At 64.1% G+C, this 16408-nt stretch carries 24 protein-coding genes; 14 read left to right on the plus strand and 10 right to left on the minus strand.

Annotation, left to right across the window (positions count from 1 at the left end; all coding sequences use genetic code 11):
• From DAD99_RS20705 to DAD99_RS20715, 3 genes are all read right to left on the minus strand, one after another.
• Nucleotides 1-192: hypothetical protein (locus DAD99_RS20705; protein ID WP_227007548.1), on the minus strand; the 192-nt coding region annotated here is incomplete at its 3' end.
• A gap of 94 nt (nucleotides 193-286) precedes the next feature.
• Nucleotides 287-847, minus strand: a complete 561-nt coding sequence (locus DAD99_RS20710) for a hypothetical protein (protein WP_227008350.1) — start codon at nucleotides 845-847, stop codon at nucleotides 287-289.
• 75 nt (nucleotides 848-922) lie between these two features.
• Nucleotides 923-1102, minus strand: coding sequence for a hypothetical protein (locus DAD99_RS20715; RefSeq protein ID WP_193343099.1), 180 nt, complete (start codon nucleotides 1100-1102; stop codon nucleotides 923-925).
• Between the two features lie 156 nt (nucleotides 1103-1258).
• Between DAD99_RS20715 and DAD99_RS20720 the strand changes: the two genes are divergently transcribed.
• The 5 genes from DAD99_RS20720 to DAD99_RS20740 all read left to right on the plus strand — a co-directional run bounded on the left by DAD99_RS20720 (nucleotide 1259) and on the right by DAD99_RS20740 (nucleotide 7382).
• Nucleotides 1259-1525 (plus strand): HipA N-terminal domain-containing protein, encoded by a 267-nt coding sequence (locus DAD99_RS20720; protein WP_309233455.1) that lies wholly within the window; start codon nucleotides 1259-1261, stop codon nucleotides 1523-1525.
• A 34-nt stretch (nucleotides 1526-1559) separates the two neighbouring features.
• Nucleotides 1560-4745: a hypothetical protein gene (locus DAD99_RS20725; protein ID WP_193343064.1), complete on the plus strand. Its 3186-nt coding sequence runs from the start codon at nucleotides 1560-1562 to the stop codon at nucleotides 4743-4745.
• A 630-nt stretch (nucleotides 4746-5375) separates the two neighbouring features.
• Entirely contained in the window at nucleotides 5376-6293 is a 918-nt protein-coding gene (locus tag DAD99_RS20730) for an FHIPEP family type III secretion protein (RefSeq protein WP_193343065.1), read from the plus strand.
• Nucleotides 6271-7128, plus strand: a complete 858-nt coding sequence (locus DAD99_RS20735) for a hypothetical protein (protein ID WP_193343066.1) — start codon at nucleotides 6271-6273, stop codon at nucleotides 7126-7128. The genes DAD99_RS20730 and DAD99_RS20735 overlap by 23 nt, the downstream gene beginning before the upstream one ends.
• 14 nt (nucleotides 7129-7142) lie before the next feature.
• Nucleotides 7143-7382, plus strand: coding sequence for a carbon storage regulator (locus DAD99_RS20740; RefSeq protein ID WP_193343067.1), 240 nt, complete (start codon nucleotides 7143-7145; stop codon nucleotides 7380-7382).
• Here the strand turns inward: DAD99_RS20740 and DAD99_RS20745 are convergent.
• Together DAD99_RS20745 and DAD99_RS20750 are read right to left on the minus strand one after the other, a co-directional pair.
• Nucleotides 7379-7816, minus strand: a complete 438-nt coding sequence (locus DAD99_RS20745) for a hypothetical protein (RefSeq protein WP_227008351.1) — start codon at nucleotides 7814-7816, stop codon at nucleotides 7379-7381. The two genes, DAD99_RS20740 and DAD99_RS20745, sit on opposite strands and share 4 nt — an antisense overlap.
• Nucleotides 7817-8062: 246 nt before the next feature.
• Entirely contained in the window at nucleotides 8063-8533 is a 471-nt protein-coding gene (locus DAD99_RS20750) for a hypothetical protein (RefSeq protein ID WP_193343100.1), read from the minus strand.
• Nucleotides 8534-8589: 56 nt separating this feature from the next.
• On the opposite strand from DAD99_RS20750, the gene DAD99_RS20755 reads away from it, so the two are divergent.
• From DAD99_RS20755 to DAD99_RS20780, 6 genes are all read left to right on the plus strand, one after another.
• Entirely contained in the window at nucleotides 8590-8979 is a 390-nt protein-coding gene (locus tag DAD99_RS20755) for a hypothetical protein (RefSeq protein ID WP_193343069.1), read from the plus strand.
• Nucleotides 8976-9386 carry a hypothetical protein gene (locus tag DAD99_RS20760; protein ID WP_193343070.1) on the plus strand — a complete coding sequence of 137 codons (411 nt, stop codon included), beginning with the start codon at nucleotides 8976-8978 and terminating at the stop codon, nucleotides 9384-9386. Before DAD99_RS20755 ends, DAD99_RS20760 begins: the two co-directional genes overlap by 4 nt.
• A 30-nt stretch (nucleotides 9387-9416) precedes the next feature.
• Complete coding sequence (locus DAD99_RS20765) at nucleotides 9417-9704, plus strand: hypothetical protein (protein ID WP_193343071.1); 288 nt, start codon at nucleotides 9417-9419, stop codon at nucleotides 9702-9704.
• Nucleotides 9691-10029: a hypothetical protein gene (locus DAD99_RS20770; RefSeq protein WP_193343072.1), complete on the plus strand. Its 339-nt coding sequence runs from the start codon at nucleotides 9691-9693 to the stop codon at nucleotides 10027-10029. The genes DAD99_RS20765 and DAD99_RS20770 overlap by 14 nt, the downstream gene beginning before the upstream one ends.
• Nucleotides 10026-10430, plus strand: coding sequence for a hypothetical protein (locus DAD99_RS20775; RefSeq protein ID WP_193343073.1), 405 nt, complete (start codon nucleotides 10026-10028; stop codon nucleotides 10428-10430). Before DAD99_RS20770 ends, DAD99_RS20775 begins: the two co-directional genes overlap by 4 nt.
• Nucleotides 10431-10509: 79 nt before the next feature.
• Entirely contained in the window at nucleotides 10510-10800 is a 291-nt protein-coding gene (locus DAD99_RS20780) for a hypothetical protein (RefSeq protein ID WP_193343074.1), read from the plus strand.
• Between the two features lie 55 nt (nucleotides 10801-10855).
• Here DAD99_RS20780 and DAD99_RS20785 read toward each other — a convergent pair whose 3' ends face one another.
• Together DAD99_RS20785 and DAD99_RS20790 are read right to left on the minus strand one after the other, a co-directional pair.
• Complete coding sequence (locus tag DAD99_RS20785; RefSeq protein ID WP_193343075.1) at nucleotides 10856-11524, minus strand: recombinase family protein; 669 nt, start codon at nucleotides 11522-11524, stop codon at nucleotides 10856-10858.
• 169 nt (nucleotides 11525-11693) lie between these two features.
• Nucleotides 11694-12158, minus strand: a complete 465-nt coding sequence (locus tag DAD99_RS20790; protein ID WP_193343076.1) for a hypothetical protein — start codon at nucleotides 12156-12158, stop codon at nucleotides 11694-11696.
• Between the two features lie 117 nt (nucleotides 12159-12275).
• Here DAD99_RS20790 and DAD99_RS20795 point away from each other — a divergent pair, with 117 nt between their 5' ends.
• Entirely contained in the window at nucleotides 12276-12818 is a 543-nt protein-coding gene (locus DAD99_RS20795) for a hypothetical protein (RefSeq protein ID WP_193343077.1), read from the plus strand.
• Entirely contained in the window at nucleotides 12815-13501 is a 687-nt protein-coding gene (locus DAD99_RS20800; protein WP_193343078.1) for a hypothetical protein, read from the plus strand. Before DAD99_RS20795 ends, DAD99_RS20800 begins: the two co-directional genes overlap by 4 nt.
• Before the next feature lie 36 nt (nucleotides 13502-13537).
• Here the strand turns inward: DAD99_RS20800 and DAD99_RS20805 are convergent, their stop codons facing one another.
• The 3 genes from DAD99_RS20805 to DAD99_RS20815 form a co-directional block, all read right to left on the minus strand.
• Nucleotides 13538-14380: a Fic family protein gene (locus DAD99_RS20805; protein WP_227008352.1), complete on the minus strand. Its 843-nt coding sequence runs from the start codon at nucleotides 14378-14380 to the stop codon at nucleotides 13538-13540.
• A gap of 4 nt (nucleotides 14381-14384) precedes the next feature.
• Nucleotides 14385-15104, minus strand: coding sequence for a helix-turn-helix transcriptional regulator (locus DAD99_RS20810; protein WP_193343079.1), 720 nt, complete (start codon nucleotides 15102-15104; stop codon nucleotides 14385-14387).
• 95 nt (nucleotides 15105-15199) lie between these two features.
• Nucleotides 15200-15484 (minus strand): hypothetical protein, encoded by a 285-nt coding sequence (locus DAD99_RS20815; protein WP_193343080.1) that lies wholly within the window; start codon nucleotides 15482-15484, stop codon nucleotides 15200-15202.
• Nucleotides 15485-15730: 246 nt separating this feature from the next.
• Between DAD99_RS20815 and DAD99_RS20820 the strand changes: the two genes are divergently transcribed.
• Complete coding sequence (locus DAD99_RS20820) at nucleotides 15731-16378, plus strand: hypothetical protein (RefSeq protein ID WP_193343081.1); 648 nt, start codon at nucleotides 15731-15733, stop codon at nucleotides 16376-16378.
• The last annotated feature ends 30 nt before the right edge of the window (nucleotides 16379-16408 follow it).

Here is a 16408-nt window from a genome sequence, read left to right on the forward strand (position 1 = left end):
ACGCAGCCATCTGGCTTCACTGGTAAAGCCGAGCAGGGCCTGCATCACGGCCAAGGTGATCAGCTCAGCATCGGTGATCCTCGGGCTGATTCCGATGCGGGGCCGGGCCGGGATCCGTTCCGGATATGCCTTTAACAGATCATCGGCTGCCACATACAATGCAGTAGCAAGGGTGTCCAGATCGGCGTCCACGTGAGCCTCCAAGTTCGACGTTGGGTAGATAACGCCGATTCTGGACACCCTTGCCCTCTAAACCGCCGCGCCGCGCCGAACACACCCCTTGGAATTACTCATCTAGGGGAGGAACGGGACTCGGTGTGTAGGTGACCCCCGGAGCGATCTTGTCCGCGAGCCGGTCAGCGTTGTCGAGGGTGATCAGTGCCGCCTGGTACTCGGCCTCGTTGCCGCGGTCGTGCCAGAGGGTCGCGTGCGTGACGAGCTGGCCCCTGCCGTCCATCAGTTCATCCCAGTCATCCAGGGCCTTGGGGTACTGGTCGAGGCCGTAGAGTTCGGTGGCATCGCTGTAGGCCGTGCGGGCTGTGTCGACGAAGAGTCCGCTGCCGAGAATTCCCTGAGTCAGGTAGGACCACCACGCATCGTAGTAGTCGGTCTTCCCGGCCCGCAGGTAGCCGTGGCCTTCACCCAGCTGTTGTCGGTAGACGTCCGCTGCCCTCTTGAGGATGAGTGCAGCCTTCATATCCCTGTCCTTGTCCGGCGTCGGGGTGGGAGAGGGCACGCTGGCCGGCGTGGCTTCAGTCGGAGCGGCGGTGCCCGTCCTGGCGGTGGCGCAGCCGGAGATTGCCAGTGTGGTGGCAATGATGAGAGAAAGAAGCAAGGAGGGTTTCACCCTGCAATGAAACCAGATGCAGCGGGATCGGCTTGGTATCCAGTGCGATCCCGTATTCGCGCCGACGGGAGAGTCCTAATCCGTTTCGGTGGCCCCGAGGTACTCCTCCAGTGTGCCGATTCCCCGGGCGGCCATGTCGGTGGCCGCCTCCATGCCGATGAAGCGCAGGTGCCGGGGCTCGTAGGCGTAGCCGGTGACCGGGTAGGCCATGGCCGGGTAGCGGACGGACGCGGCTTGGGTGGCAAGGTGGAGCACCTCATGGCAGTAGCCTCCGTCCTGCGTGTGGCCGACGACCTCATCAACTCAATCGGCCCCTCAACCCTGATTTGGCCAGGGCCCGCGCTCATCTCCTGAACCGCCAGTTGGTGCCGAGGAAGGGCTGTGGCACGCCGGAACATTCGACGGGTCGGAGTGCTCATCAATGAAAAACTCGCTGGGGCAATGGAGATCGAAACCGATGATCTCTCGCCGGTGGAGCACAACAGGTTCACACATGGCGGCAGCTGGATCGCGAAGCCCGAAGCGTTCGAAATCTCCCCGGAAATGCCCTTGGTGCGCGGCCCGCTTCGCCCGGCCCCTTGCCGGAACCTATTCGGCTTTTTCCAGGACGCCACCCCGGACGACTGGGGCAAAGCCTTCGTACGCGTACGCGGGCGGCCCGACGATGTATCGAGATGACACCCGTGGCGGGGGCCGGTGCATAGACGTAAACATGACTGAACCGACCGGACACACCGACCCCACCCTGCTGGACTACGACGAAGATGATGCCGAGGGGTATGACGCTTCTGCTGACTTCGACTACTACGACCATGATTTCGTGGCCGAGTCCCCTCCCTCGCCTGTGACTGCACAGACCCTGACCGGGTTCATGGGCCTGCCCGACACCCCCAGCTGGGGCGCCGTGGACTACGCCCATGTCCTGACCGGCTCCGGCGCGGACAAACTCGCCCTCTCCGGTGTGGCCCCGCTGGTCGCGGCCGCCCGCGGCTACTCGCGCATCGACTCCGAAAACTTCGTCACCGAGATGAAGCGGATGGACATGAGCCTGGCCACCAAGCAGGGCAAGCGGCTCAAACGGTGCATCGCGGACGGCCCGCACGACGGCATGCAGATGCCCTGGTATTCGGTCGCGGACCTCCAGTCCGCTGACCGGAAGGATGAAGCCGTCAAGCCGCACACCTGGCAGATCCGTCCCAAAATGCCCGAAGACAACGACCAGGGCAAGCCGATCAAGTACGAGTTCAAGCCCCAGACCGGCACTCCGCTGGACCTGCACCCGGCCACCCCGATCGACTGGATCGACACCACCCCGGTGGTCATGTTCGCCGAAGGCATGCTCAAAGGCGACTCGGCCATCTCGGCTTACCTGCGCTCCTCCGGGGTCTCCTGGGGCGAGCTCGAATACGACGGCACGTTCGACCCGGTTGTGAAAATGCGGTCCCTGATGGATGCGATCCCGGACAAGGACCGGGTCTTGATCGTCTCCATCGCGGGTATCCACAACGCCCACCAGCACGCCGCTGACTGGCGCGAAATTGACCTGAAAGGCCGCGAAGGCTGGATCGCGTTCGACGCCGACCTGCAGATCAACCCGTTTGTGCATGCCGCGGCCAAAAAGCTGTTCGAGCAGCTGGACGAGAAGTCCAAGATGCGGACCATCCGGTTCCTGAACCCGGAGATCACATCCGGGGAGGACGGCTCCATGGCCAAAGCCGGGGTCGATGACTACCTGGCCAAGGCCGGGACCTGGGGCATGCTCCTGAACCAGCTGAAAACCACCATGCCGCCGGCCCCGGCCCGTAACGCCGACGAAAAGGCCGGGGCATTCCGTGTCGCCACTAGCGGGCAGTCCGTTGAAGAGTGCATCCCGGTCCTGGACGGGCCCGGCGGGACCATCAGCGGCTACCGCTGGGAGCACCGGGTAGACCTCGGCGGCCGCATCCTGGCCATGGAGGTCCGCCGGCAGCCTACCGATGAGGAAATGCGCACCGGGCTGTTCAACGCGAACGTCGGCCCGCATGAAGTTGAGGAAGCACAGACCAAAATCGAGGTCGCCTGGAGCAAGAACGGCGCCGGCTTCACCGCCACCATCACCGGCCCGGAAACAATTTTGCACTACCCTCCGGCCGATTGGGTCCGAGAAGGCGCCACCATTCCAACGACACTCCTACGGCACTCGTCTTGGCCGCCGCGCGGTGCCAAGGGGGCGGCATGGCTCGCGGCCATGAAGGACAACCGGTCCGAGGAGACAGATTCTCAGACGCGTTGGATGCAGATGGGTTGGGTTCCAGTGGAGAATGATCATCCGGTCTACATCATCAACGACCAGGTGGTCGGTGGCTTCGGGGATGTTTCAACCGCGGTCGCCGGTATCGATCGAGACGCTCTCCCGGTGGCGGACAGCTACGGTGTGGGCACCGGCCGCTTGGACGGTTCCTTCGATGATCCCGAATATACTGCACAGGTCGCCAAGGACTTCCGCGAAGTCATGGACGCCTACATCGCCTCCGGTGCCTGGACGGACCAGTCCGCTGCCGTCATCGTCCTGGCTGCCGGCCTGCGCCCGACCGTGCCGCTGCGCCCCCGCTCGACCGTGTATTTCTGGGGTCCGAAGGGTGGAGGGAAAAGCTGGTCGGCCCAGTGTGCCATGTATTTCTGGGCCCGCCGCAAGCAGGACTGGCAGGATAGCCTTCCCGGTTCCGCCAAGGACACCCAGGCGTACACGGAGAACGCCCTGGCGCACGTCCCCATCTGGGTCATCGATGACCTGGCCCCGTCGGCTGTGCGCCGTCAGGCCGAGGCTGAGGACGCCAAGCTTGCGGACATGACCCGGGCGATCTTCAACAACTCCACCAAAGGCAGGATGAACGCGGACATGACCTCCCGCCGGGTCAACAAGCCCATCGCCCAGCTCATCATCACCGCTGAGAACGAGTTGACCACGCCGAGCGCAAAAGAGCGCCTCGTCCCCGTGTTTGTCGGCAAAGGCAAGCTGCACAAGGAACGGGACAAGACGGACCGGATCAACAACATGGCCAGCCAGGATGGAACCCAGGCCCGGCTCACCAGCCATGTGATCCGCTACATCCGCCATGTTGCCATCGGCTTCACGGGCGGCTGGGCGGCCTACATGAACCACCTCGATGAAAAGAGGACCAACCTGAAGATGGCGGTCTCTGAAATCATGCGCAGCCAGGGAGCCTCCACCGGGTCCCTGGAACGTACCTCGACCCTGGCATCGGACCTGCTGCTGACGCTGGCTGTCCTTCAGGAAATGGCGTACGAGCTGAAGATGGATCGCGACTTTGTGGAGCAGTTCAACGTGAACGAACTGGGCATGTCCGTCATCCAGCTGGTGACAGATACGCACTCCGAGAACCAGCAGGCCGCGCCGGGCGCCTCCCTGATCCGGGCACTGTCCTCGCTGCTGGCTGCCGGCCGTGCCCACGTCATCGCCGGGGACGACCCGACCAGGCCCCCGGTCACCGGCATGGGCGTTGGAGAAGGCCTCGCCAACGACAAGCTCGGCTGGAAGGCCGGCGGATCCGACGGCAGCCTCCGACCTGTTGGCCGCACCATCGGCATCGTCGTGACTTCACGGGGCAAGCGGGTGATCCTGTTCGATGTCATTTCAGCATTTGCCGAAGCCCAAACCGCGTTCCCGACGCTGATCCAGCACGGTCAGGGGGGCGGCTCCGGGTGGTCATCGGTGTGGGATGAGGGGCTCGCTTCGAAGTACGTCACGAGGGAGAAGAAGGCCAAGACCGGAAAGTACATCAACACCGCCCGAATCGGGGACGGGTCGAACCGGGTCTCCGGTGTCCCGGTGGACGTAGATGTCATCCTCAGGGGCGGCATAGAGGCTGACGAGGATCTGCCCGGTGATTTTGACTAGAAGTCACACCCGCGGTATCAAGCGGCATTAACACGAAGGCCCTGTTCGCTGGAGCAGGGCCTTCGTGCGTTTTAAGTCCGTATGGCAGGTTCGTTCACCGGCCAATGGCTGCAAACCGCCTAAACCAAAAGGAAAGGCCCCCCGACCCGATAGTGGCCGGCCGGCGACCGACCGGCAGGTAGGGGTCAAGAAGGGCTCGCAATTCCCTACAATCCGGCGTTAAATTGGGCCGGAACTTGCCAACCCGACCAACCCGACCAACCCGACCGGAAACCCGCATCTCCATAAGAGACAGATGATGATTGCGATTGACTAAGGTGAGAACATGACTTGAGCATCCTTATGTGTATTAGTTTGTTTTAAGGTAGGTATGGTCGGTTTAGATAGATAGAGGCCCTAACTTCCCTTTATTTCCGCCGTTTCTGGATCATTTATTGCCCCGACCTCTTGGTTGGTTCCGGTCGGTTTGAGTCGGCGCCTGTAGGCTATCTCCGGCCGGTGTCCGGGACTGCGCGGCCTTGGCTGACTCGGGGACTTAGGCCGCTGTGAGCGCGGACCGGTTGATTGTTAAATACTCGATGGCAGTGAGTCTCCCAGCCGTCTTTGCCGTCACTGAGCCAGAAGATCGGCATGGACCTCGGCATGGTCTTCCCCCAGGTCCGGACCCGGGACAGCGTTGAGCTTGAACCGGGAACGTACGCGATCAACATCGCCGGCGTCGAAGCGGGCCGCGGCAGTGCACCCTCCGGAAAGATGCTCGCCCTCGGCGACCAGCTGGACGCCCTGCCCGGGACGACCACCACCGAGCCCGTGTTCGGGCTGACCGGCAAATGGATTCCCGCCGAAATGCGGCACAGCGCCGAAATGACCGGCGCCACCGTCATCGACCGGGTTTCTGTCCTGATCACCCACCTGCAGACCATCGTCACCCGTAACGCGGCCCGGCTGCTGACCCGTGAAGACGTCCGTATCCTCACCGAAGACACCAAAGCCAAAAACCCGTCAGCTGTCGATGAGCTCACCCCGTCCCTGCTGAGCCTGGGCGAGATCCAGCGGGTCCTGCAGGGGCTCCTGGACGAGCAGGTGCCCATCAATGACCTGTCCCGGATCTATGAGGCCATGGGGCTGAAGGCGAAGACCTCCACAGACCCGGAAACCCTCATTGAAACCTGCCGGAACGCGCTGGGCCCGGTCGTGGCTGCAGGGTACATCGAAGAGGGTGCGCTGCGGGCCATCACCATGGACCCGGTCCTCGAGCAACGGCTCTTTGAAAACCTTCGGCCCTCCGAGGCCGGCGCCCGAATCGTCCTGGAAGCCGGAACCCTCATCGCCCTCGCCTCATCCGTCCGCGAGCAGCACGAACTGTCCCTGTCCGTCGGCTACAGCCCGGTCCTGGTCAGCGCCCCGGCGCTCCGCCCGGCCATGCGCCGCCTGCTGGATGACCAGTCCATTGAGCTGCCCGTCCTCACGTACGACGAAGTGACCTGCATCGGAGCCACCATCGAAACGACAGGAGTGGTCCGCCATGCCCAGCCCGTTGACGCTTAAGGCCGCCAGTATTGAAGAGCTCAAGAAGAAGGCCACCGAAACCTACGGCCCGACGGCAAAGGTCGTCCGGGTCGAGAAGGTCACCCAGGGCGGCATCGCCGGGATGTTCGCCAACGAGCACTTCGAAGGCGTCATCGAGATAGAGCCCGTGTCTGCCCCCAAGGCTGCCGCCCACGGCTTCGCGGACCTGACCGGCGTCGCGGCGCTACTGGCCCAGGCCGACGCCGGTGAGAACGAAATGAATGCATCAGCCCTGCCGGAGGTTTCCACCCACGGCGAGGACTTCACCAAGCTCATGGAGAGCCTGAACGCCGAGATCGTCGACACGGTCCCCGGTCCGCCTACTCTCTCCTGGGCCGCCGGGGACCTGGTCCTCGTCGCAGGGACCGGGGTCTACGCCCTGCCCGTGGCACGCGCGATGGCAGCAGAAGCCGGGGGAGTGCTGTACACCTCCGGTCTCATCGAAGCGGACGGCGTCCCCGCCGCGGAAGGACCCCGCCAGGTGATGGAGGCGCGCGCGAACGGCGTCCTCACCGGCAAGCCGGTGGTCCTGGCCTTCGGGCTTGGCAAGCCCGCATGGGCGGCCTCCAGTGCTGTCACCGCGGGACTCCTGAAGGCCGACCAGGTCTGGCTGATTGTCGACGCCCGCCATAAGCCGGCGGACACCGAGAGCTGGGGCGGCACTGCCATCAAGCTGCTCAAACCCTCCGCGCTGGCGGTCGTTGGGGTCACCGAAACAGCCAGCCCTTCGACGGTGAACACGCTTGGCGTTCCCGTCGGCTGGGTTGATGACGGCCCCTCCGCTACATCCGCGCTGACCGACCCAGACCACTAATTCGAAGGAGTCCCATGCTCGTATTGACCCGTAAACCAGGCCAGACCCTCCGCATCGGCGAAGACATCATCATCAAGATTGTCGAGGTCCGGGGTGAAGGCATCCGGATCGGCATCGAAGCGCCCAAGGACGTCAGCATCCAGCGCGGTGAAGTCGCCGAGGCTCTCGCGGCCGCAACCATCGAGGTGGCCAATGACGGCTACGACGGGGACGCTCTCCAGAGCGCAGCCCTGAGACTGCTGGTCACCGGCTAGGCCAGCCCTCCTACGCCTTTACGGCCCTTGGCCGGCGCGGCTGCGTATCCTGTGGCCCCGGTCCACATTAAGTATCCGGCCGCCACCATGGCGAGTCCGAACGGTATAGCCAAGAGGACAGTGACCGCCTGCTCGTTGAACATCACAAGGGACACGGTGCTCAGAATGAAAAACACCGCGAGCCATCGCGGAAGAACATTTGAGCGGAGGACGGCGATTTCGATAAGGATCAGCCCGACGAAGATGGCCAACAGCGCCGGAAACACAAAGAAGGCCATGCCGGGGAAATTGCCGTCGAATGCAAAGGCCTGAATGAGCCCGCCAGCTGACAGCAAGGCGAAGCCGACCGCAGTGCAGATCAGGCCAGCTGTGGCCATCCTTGTGTGGCGTCCGGACCGCCGCGCGAGCATGGTCAGTCCGGCAACCCCGATCAATAACAGGACGGTCGAAGCCGAGGCCGCCAGAGGAACGACTCCTGTCGCAGATCGAAGTGAGCCGAGGTCGCAGTCAAGGCCAGTACAGCCTGCAGGCTCCAGGGAGTGGAGGGCGGCTGCCAGAACGCATAGGACCCCGCCAAGGATGGCCGCCGCGCCAGCCAATTTCGGAAATTGCTGGGTCCAGAAACTGTTCTCCAAACTTCCCCGGGCCATGATCAACCGCCATCTCTCAGGAGACCGCCATCATGTCCTTTCATGCTGGCCTTGCCCGATCCCGTCGTCAAGACACATCTGTAGCCAGCAAAAAGGACCCTTCCCGGAAGGAATCGGGAAGGGTCCTTTTGGATTCTCAGGAGGGTGCCAGGTGATCCAGGGAAATCGCGTCTCCGAGATGGTCCTGGCGTGCCTGGATCCTGCGGATCCCGCGGCCGGTCCGCTGACGGACTCGAACCTGATCCCGCGCCGTTCGGATTCAATCTGGGCGCCGCGGGTGAACTCCCACGTGGACGTGTCCGTGTACGGTGGCAGCTCCGCCTCCATCTCAATGATCTGCGGGTCATCAGCGAGGCGCAGCTCCTCCTCGAGGTACTTCTCGTGCGCCAGCAGGTGACCGCCGCCGCCGGCGAGGCGGACCTCCGGTTCAGGGTGAGTGGTGGCGGCGAACTGGCCGCCTGTCGGAATGCCTTGAGGCTGGCGGGCCGGGTTAGTGGTCATGCCTGACTGTGTGCGGCCGTCGAGCCCGCCACGGAACGCCGCACACATAAGGGACTATGACCAACCACCAGGATTACCCCCTCCGCGCCGAAGCCATGGACCCTTCGACCTCCCCGGCCCGTCTGGACGAGTTGACGAAGCTGGAAGGCGATCGGGGAGACTGCGATTCGGATGCCGGCTGGTGCCGTGAATTCGTCGCGACCAATCCCTCTGCGTCAGCTGAGACCCTCACGGAGCTGTCCCAGGACATGAACGACTTCCTGGCCCGCCTCGGCGCAGCCCGGAACCCGAACACCCCCGACTCCGTGGTCCGCGCCCTCACTACAGACTGGAATGGGCAGGCCGATGCGGCCCGCGCCCGCCTCGGCCTGCCCCTGAAACCCGCCGACACTCTCACCAGGCGCCTGACCCAGGACACTGCCAGGTCACGCCGGAGGCAGTCATGAGCGGCCAGTTCGACTCCCACCTGCCCTGGATTAAGGCGGAGCTTGCCGCCAACCCGACAGCTGCTCTTGCGCTGTCCATCGGCCAGCTGCGCCACGCGGCGCTAAGCCATGAGATGGGGCTGGACCTCATCGAGGAGTTCGCCCAGGCAATCGAAGTGGAAGCACTCGAGATTCCCGTCGCCGACGACATCCGCCTCTTTCGGGACGCGCTGGGAATCCTCGATGGCCGGACACCGATCCTGGGCATGGGCTATTTCAACTTCACCCTCAACGTCCGGGACTGCGGATGGCAGCTGAGCACGTTCGTCTCCGAGCAGCTGGGCTTGGACATGGTGGCCCGCATTGTGGCCGCGAACCCGCGCCTGGGCCGGATCATCGCTGACCGACCCGCGCTGGTTCCGTTCTAGTCCTCCGCCCGTCAACGCATGGGAAGCAGTATGCGCCCCTCCACCCTCCACAGATTCCACCACGTCACCGCCGGGGTCCGCCTTGAGCTGACCTGGGACCGGACGCCGGCCAAAGGTCTGCGCAGCGTCCTGCGCCGCCTCGCCTTCGGCGGGCCAGACCCGTCCAGCCCGCAGGTAGCGGTCCGGCAAGTCAGTTTCGACCGTGCCATGGAGCTGCTCAACGCCAGCCCGGAGCACCTTGACGCTGCCGAGGCGGCGTTCCGTCAGCTCGGCTATTCGGTCCAACGGCTGGAGGCCACCGGGCATGTACCTGCATAGGAGCCTCCGCGACCCGGACGCCACCCCATCCCCGCCGTGCCCGAAGGTTTTCGACGCCACCTGGGCGCTGATCCTCGGGCACCGCTCGTGCCTCCGCGCAGGCGTTCCCGGCTGCACCTGCGGCGTCACCTTCGCCGCCCACGCGACCTTCATCGCAGACCATGCCCAGCACCTGTCCGATGAAGTGGTCCGGCACGTTCTCGGGTACGCCATCCGGGTCCTCGAGGAGGAACCGGCCAGGGCTGACGCGGCGGCGGACAGGGTCCGGTCCATGCTTTCCCAGCTGCCTGCCCCGGAGACGGTCTTGGCCGCGGGGCCGGCATGAACGTCTATGAGCAGGTTTCCGATGTCCGGCGCAATGTCAGGACGGCGCTGACCGTCGCGGTCGCGGTCGTCGTCGGGGTGCAGGTCTGGTACGCGATCGACCCTCAGCTGGGTCCGGTCACCCGTGCCGTCAGCCGCGCCGAGGACCCGTTCGTCAGCGCCTGGGCGGTGCTGCTGGCCGCCGCCGTGGTCGGTGTCTTCGCCCTGGCCCGGTTCGTGGTCGGCGCCGCCCTGCCCGTCACCCGCCGCGGCAAGGTGCCGGCGCTACTGGGTACGGCCGCGGTCCTGGCCCTGCTGGCGGGCGTGTTCACCGGGATGCTCGCCGAAGGGGCCGCCGTGGCGGTTCTCCTGGCCGTCGTCTCCTCGTGGGTGGCGGTCCCGAAACCGGACCCTGCCGGGTGAGCGGGGTCCGGGCCGCCGCACACATGGCGCATATGGAACCTTTACGCCTTGGTCCGGACCCGCTCACTACCAGGATCGGATGACCATGATCACTGCCCTGCTGCACCGCCTTATCTCCCGGCCTTCACCTGCTGAAGCCGCACCCGTCGTGCCCGCAGCTCGTGCCGTAGAGGTCGAGCTCCCAGCCATCGGGGATCAGCTCCGCTACCTGGACGTACACGGCCACGCGGTCACCGCCTACCGGCGCGGGCGTAACAGCTGGGTCCTTGACCACACAGCCCACAAAGGCGGCGAAGTGCTCCGGTTCGTCACCAGCGGACAGCTGCGCGCAGAGATCACCAGCGGCCAGCTGCTTCAGTCCAAATACTGACAGTCCTGCCGGAACCGGCCCCGGGCGGCCTGTCGGCTGCGCCGGGCTTGAAGGTTCAGTCCCGGGTCGGCACGGGAAGACTCTCCGCGTACCGGGACCGGCCGCCGCCCATAACGATCCGGGGCGCGTCCGCTGCGGGCTGCTCAGCGCCGTAATGCTTCAGGTAGCGGTACAGGGTGGCCCTCGACCAGCCGACTGCCCTGGCCACCCGCTCCGCGGTTTTCCCTTCGGACAGCATCCGGCGGGCGGTCTCCATCTTGTCTTCGACTGTCGTTTCATCGACCGGCTTCTGGCCGAACTTCACCCCACGGGCCTTGGCGGCCATCACTCCGGCACGGACCCGTTCGTTGATCAGCTCCCGCTCGTATTCGGCCAGGGTCGCGAACAATCCCAACTGAAGGCGCCCTGACGCCGTGCTGGGGTCAATTCCGTCCACCAGGGAGCGGAGTCCGATCCCCCGTTCCTGCATCCCCGCGACCGTATTCAGGACGTCAATCAGGGATCGTCCGAGCCTGTCGATCCGATAAACCAGGACAGTGTCCCCGTCCCTGGCAAAGGCCAGCAGCGCTGTCAGGCCCGGCCGTTCCTTCGCAGCTTTTGCTCCGGAGAGCTGATCGAAGTAGATGTATTCCTCGCTCACGCCGGCCGCGAGCAGCGCATCCCGCTGCGCCAGACCGTGCTGATCAGTTGTTGACACCCTGATGTACCCCAGTAGAAGTCCCATGGATACAGGCTAAGACGAGGGTGTGTCATTATCCCTTGAGGACTTGTGAGACGATCCGGTGAGACAGGCTCGGTGAGACACTTCTGGCGGCAAAACGGCGCCAATCCGGGGATCTTAGTGGTGTGTTGCCAAGCTATAGTCTGTGAGACACCCGTAGGTGTCCCGACGCCTAGCACCAGGCAGTGATCGGAAAGACCGGCGAGGCCTTGCCTTCCTTGCCGACGGTCTCCCAGGCGAATGTCCCGAAGCTCTCCCAGGTGTCATCCCACCTGAACAGGGAACCGCTTGCGTCCACGGCATGAAACTCAAAGCAGAGCGGCTCCACCTCGGCCTGGGTGGCGATGACCGCCCCGCCATCGGGGATCAGGACAGGCAGTGCAGGGCCGGCGATGATGTACGCGGGAAGGATGACGCTCTCATCGGCCGGGAAGGTCCCTTCCAGCCCGGTGTCCTGAAAACCGCCAGCACCGTCTGCGACAGCTAAGCAGTCGTCAGCGCAGATGGTTATGGTCCCTTTAGGGAGATTATCCCTGGCCTCGACGGTCAGTACGCAACGTTCCTCCGGCAGTCCAGGAGGAAGCAGTGCGGTACCAGCCACGTGAACGATGAAGGCAGCAACGGGAATTTCTGTCATGGGGCTACTTCCTGATGGGGACTGTGGCGCAAAGGGTTCTGCCCGTTATGTGTGCGGACGGCCTACCGAAATTGCACAAGCTCTGGCTGGCGCTCGGATGCCGGTAGGGTGTGGTCCATGACTTTGGGGGACGACATTGCCGCAGGCATTCATCAGCGGGCTGAGGCCCTCGGCTTCGGGAAGCGCCGGTCCACGGTGTTCTGGTCCTGGTGGTGCGGGGCGACTCTCGCTATAGCATGGTCTGCTGAAGCCATCCTTTCCGTAGTTCTCGGTCAGACACCAGATCGTGGCTTCGTCATGGCGGCCCTCGGCATCATTGTCTCGGCTATAGGGTGGGCACTGACAGCCCGAACCCGTTTTTCGTCGAAGCCTCCGAAGCCGGCGACTGATGCGGAACGCCTGGAACAGGGGATTCCTCTTTATCCGCGCATAGTCGCAGCCAGCATCATCCTCACGGCGGCGCTGGTTGTTGTCCTGGCACTGATCAACCCGGGTGGAACCACCCGCGAGGTGATCCCGTTTCTCGGCCTTGTCGCGGCCGCCGGTCTGAGCTTGACCGGCGGTCTGGCCCGCTCCGGGTGGCTCATGACGAACAGCAGCGCGCTCTACCCGCGATGGTTGGAGCGACGGGGCCAGCTGGCACCCTCGTCTACTCCGTGAGTCCTGATACTCGCGACCCGTGGACATTCGCCGCGGTCTGCGCCATGGTCCCTGCGCTGACCCTCCTCGTGTATTGGCTGACCCAGGTCCCTGCGATCCAGCTTCTGCCCTGGTACGTGGCGGCCTACCTGCTGATCGGGGCCTGCATCTTCGGACCCGCGGGCAAGCTGCCCTCGCTGCGCCTAGCCGTGGCGTTCCTGCTGCCCGGGGTTCTGCTCGTGGTCCGGGCAGTCTTGGATTATGGCTTCTGGTGCGGCGGCTGGTTACTTGCCCTCCCGGCGTGGGGCCGACTGCTCAGCCGGTGGACCGCGGAAAGCACCCTGCTGATGGGCCAGGTCCTGAAGCTCCTGGGATCGTGGGTGCTGGGGCTGGTGATCTTCGCGTTTACCGGGTTCATCCTTGTCTTCTTCGGCCTCACAGTGTTCCTGCTGCCGTTCATCCCCCTCATCCGACTGCGCAACCCCGCGTACCGGGGCAGGCCCACGCAGGCGACCGTGGAGATACTCCTGGCCATGGCAGCAGTTGTGGTGGCTGTGGCGCTTCCGACACCGGAAGGGGCCTACAGTGCCCCTTGGATGTATTCAGGCGGAGCCGCTACTGCGGGGCTCATGATCGCCTATTGGGCCTCGCGCATCCCAGACCGTTCCTCACGGGTCCGGTCAAATAGCGGGGTAATCCTGTAACGGCTCCCGTTGGGTCAAAAAGAGCAGGTCGTGACCTTACTCAGGCCGGCAGTCGATAATGAACTGCATCAACGGCGTGGCATTCGCATCGGCATATAGGCTGATCAGCCCCTGGTTGAATTCAAGCCGGCGGCTGAAGGGGATAGAGATGGCGTCGTGGCCGGAACTCATGAGAATTCCGTTCATCATCAGACGCGACGTCCGTTTGTTCCCGTCAAAGTAGAACTGATGCCTCGTGCCAAAGCAGAAGTACGCAACGGCGCGTTCGACAGGGTTATCGAGCGCGGACAGGTAGGCCAGGCCTCGGGAGTATTCTGCTCGCAACTCCTCCCCTCCGTCCTCGCAACCGGTCGCGTAGAACGTTCCGGCTTCTCCAAGGTTCACCGTGCCCCCGCCCCGGACTGATCCTTCCCCGCGGAAGTGCCCTGCTTCAATGGCCTCGTGCGGGGCCACGACCCCGTGCAGCCGGTCGGAGATGTCCTTGCGGGGTACGAAGACGCCGTCCCTGACCAGGTCATGGAGCAGCCTGGTGGAAGACGCCAGTGCGAGGACTTGCTGCTCATCCTCGAGCCGGCGTCCGCCGACGGTGACCCCTTCGAGCAGTGTCTGCACTTCCGGGAGGGTGTAGGGGTTGCCTTCGAGGGCCGCGGCGTCCCAGACATGGCCGGCGAGTTGGGCTTCGAAGCGGGCGACGGCGCGCGGCACTTCCATCGTTGCCATGGCGTCCCAAGCCACGGCCGATGAGTCCCAGGTGAATCCCATCGCCTGGACCCGGCCCTGACCTGCTGGCTGGAGCAGGTCCGGGGCCGGTTCATTCCGTGGCGGTCTGGGGCGCTTCTTGTATTGGTTGGAGCCGACGCTCCAGTGCGGTTCGGTCATCTTCCTATTCCCAGTCTCTTGTGAGTTCCTCGGCCAGGCTTGCTGTTTCGGGCATGCCGTAGCAGTCCAGGATGATCTGGATGGGGTCTGCCCAGACAATGCCCTCGTCGTTCCAGGCGCCGCGTTCACTGCTCCCATCGAACGGCAGGAGGATGACGTCCACGGCCGAGGATCCAGGGCGGCCGATGATGGACGCTACACGTGACGGTTCCTCCACGTAGAGGATCAGGGACCCGTCCTGCTCCGGGGCCCCGATCCGGCCCGCAGCGGGAGCGCCGCTGACAGCCCATCCTTTTCGGGTCGCGGCGGCCGCTGAACAGATGCGAAGAAAGCCCCAGTCGCTGGTGGTTGTGATGACACCTGGGCGCAGAAGTGGGGGCGCGGCGGCTGCAGCCTCCTTGGCCAGTTGGCGGGGGTGCGGCTTTCCGTCAGGGCTGGCCCAGCGGATCAAGGTCCCTTCCATCTCAGGGGCGCCGGTGTCACCATCTTTCGTGTCCAAAATTCTCCGAGCGGCCTTGAGCACGGTGATGTCGCACAACGGCTCGGGGTTGGCTGGCAGCTGGAGGCCCGCAGCGGCCAGGATCCGTGTGGCCATGCCCAAGGTGGGGTCAATGTCGCCCTTCTCGATGCGGGTCACTGTGGAGGGGGACACCCCAGCCCGGCGGGCCAGTTCCCGCCGGTTATACCGACTCCCTAGGATGGCGGCTTGAACGAGGTTTTGCATATAAGCAATTTATCAGGGTTGTTTGCATATATGCAAAACCGAAGTATTTGGTGCGCATAAGCAAAGCCTGGTTGCCGGAACGCTCAGCTCAGTGGCTAAACAGGGAATCGGAAGAAGCTTCTGGGATCGTCGGCGCCCAGCAGGTCATGATGGAAGGCGACGGCGTCCACCGGCCGGGTGTCCACGACCAGGACGGCGACCTCCCGGGAGTGCACCACCGTATAGCGAGACAGACCTTCCACCCAAGAGTGGACCCCGGTGTACTCCTCGACGAGCAATCCGTCACCGAGCGGGCCCCGCCCATCGAGCAGGTCGTAGACAAGATTCCAGGCGAGATCCATCAGTTCATGGATGGCCGCCTCCACCGTTGGAGCCGTCATATCTCCATGGTGCTCCTGGGCACTGACGGGATTAAGGAGGTGGGAGAGCGTGTCTGCTGCCCTCAGGAGCACGAGTACGTCCCCTTGGTCTCCAATCGTCAGTGGCTCGGCAAAACATCCCGGTGGAAATTGCAGCCAAACCCCCGCCGCTTAGGCCAGAGTGGGTATTCTAGATACCAGTGCCGTACACATTTGGTGTATCCACTAGCGTCCGCGTCCCGGACCGAACTTAATATTGGGGGAATTATGGGCTGGCTCTTTGGTAGCTCCACTGGCGGAGAACGTGCTGCCGACACCCGCGCGTACGAATCGCAGCAGAACCGCGAACACCAGGCCCGCATGGGCGACGTCAACTGGGAGCGGTCGCTTATGAAGGATTACAACGACCGCAACCAGAAGCACAAGATGGCCACGTTTGAGACGGAGAAGCAGGAGGCCAGGCGGGAGAACCGCCAGCCAAGGCTATGGAGCCCGGAGCAGGTACCGGATATTCCGCTGCCGTCGGAGCTGCGTCCTCCCGTGAAGACGCCCCGAGAGCCCTTTCGCTTCGAGGGTTTCTCAGCCAACGACCTGAAGATGTTCAAGTGGCTGGGCATCATCGTTCTGCTATTCGCCCCCTTCGGGATCACCTTGCAGATCGTCGCCGGCTGGCCGGGGATCATCAGCATCCCGGTCATGGCGGCTGTCCTCCTCATGGAGGTGTGGCTGGTGCTGCGCTACCTGGCTAAGGGCGACGCCGCGAAGCTGGCGAAGGCTGAGAAGTTGAACCCGCTGAATGTCGCCAGGACGTCGACCGCTTGGGTTAAAAGTAAGGCCGCCGGCCAGAAGGGCAGCAGCACTTTGTCTGCGCAGTTCAGCCAGCGCCAGGATTACCGACCAGACCATAAAGAGTAGGATCGGCGCAGCTGGAAGAAGGCGAACCCG

The organism is Pseudarthrobacter sp. AB1 (assembly GCF_014926485.1).
Lineage (GTDB): Bacteria > Actinomycetota > Actinomycetes > Actinomycetales > Micrococcaceae > Arthrobacter.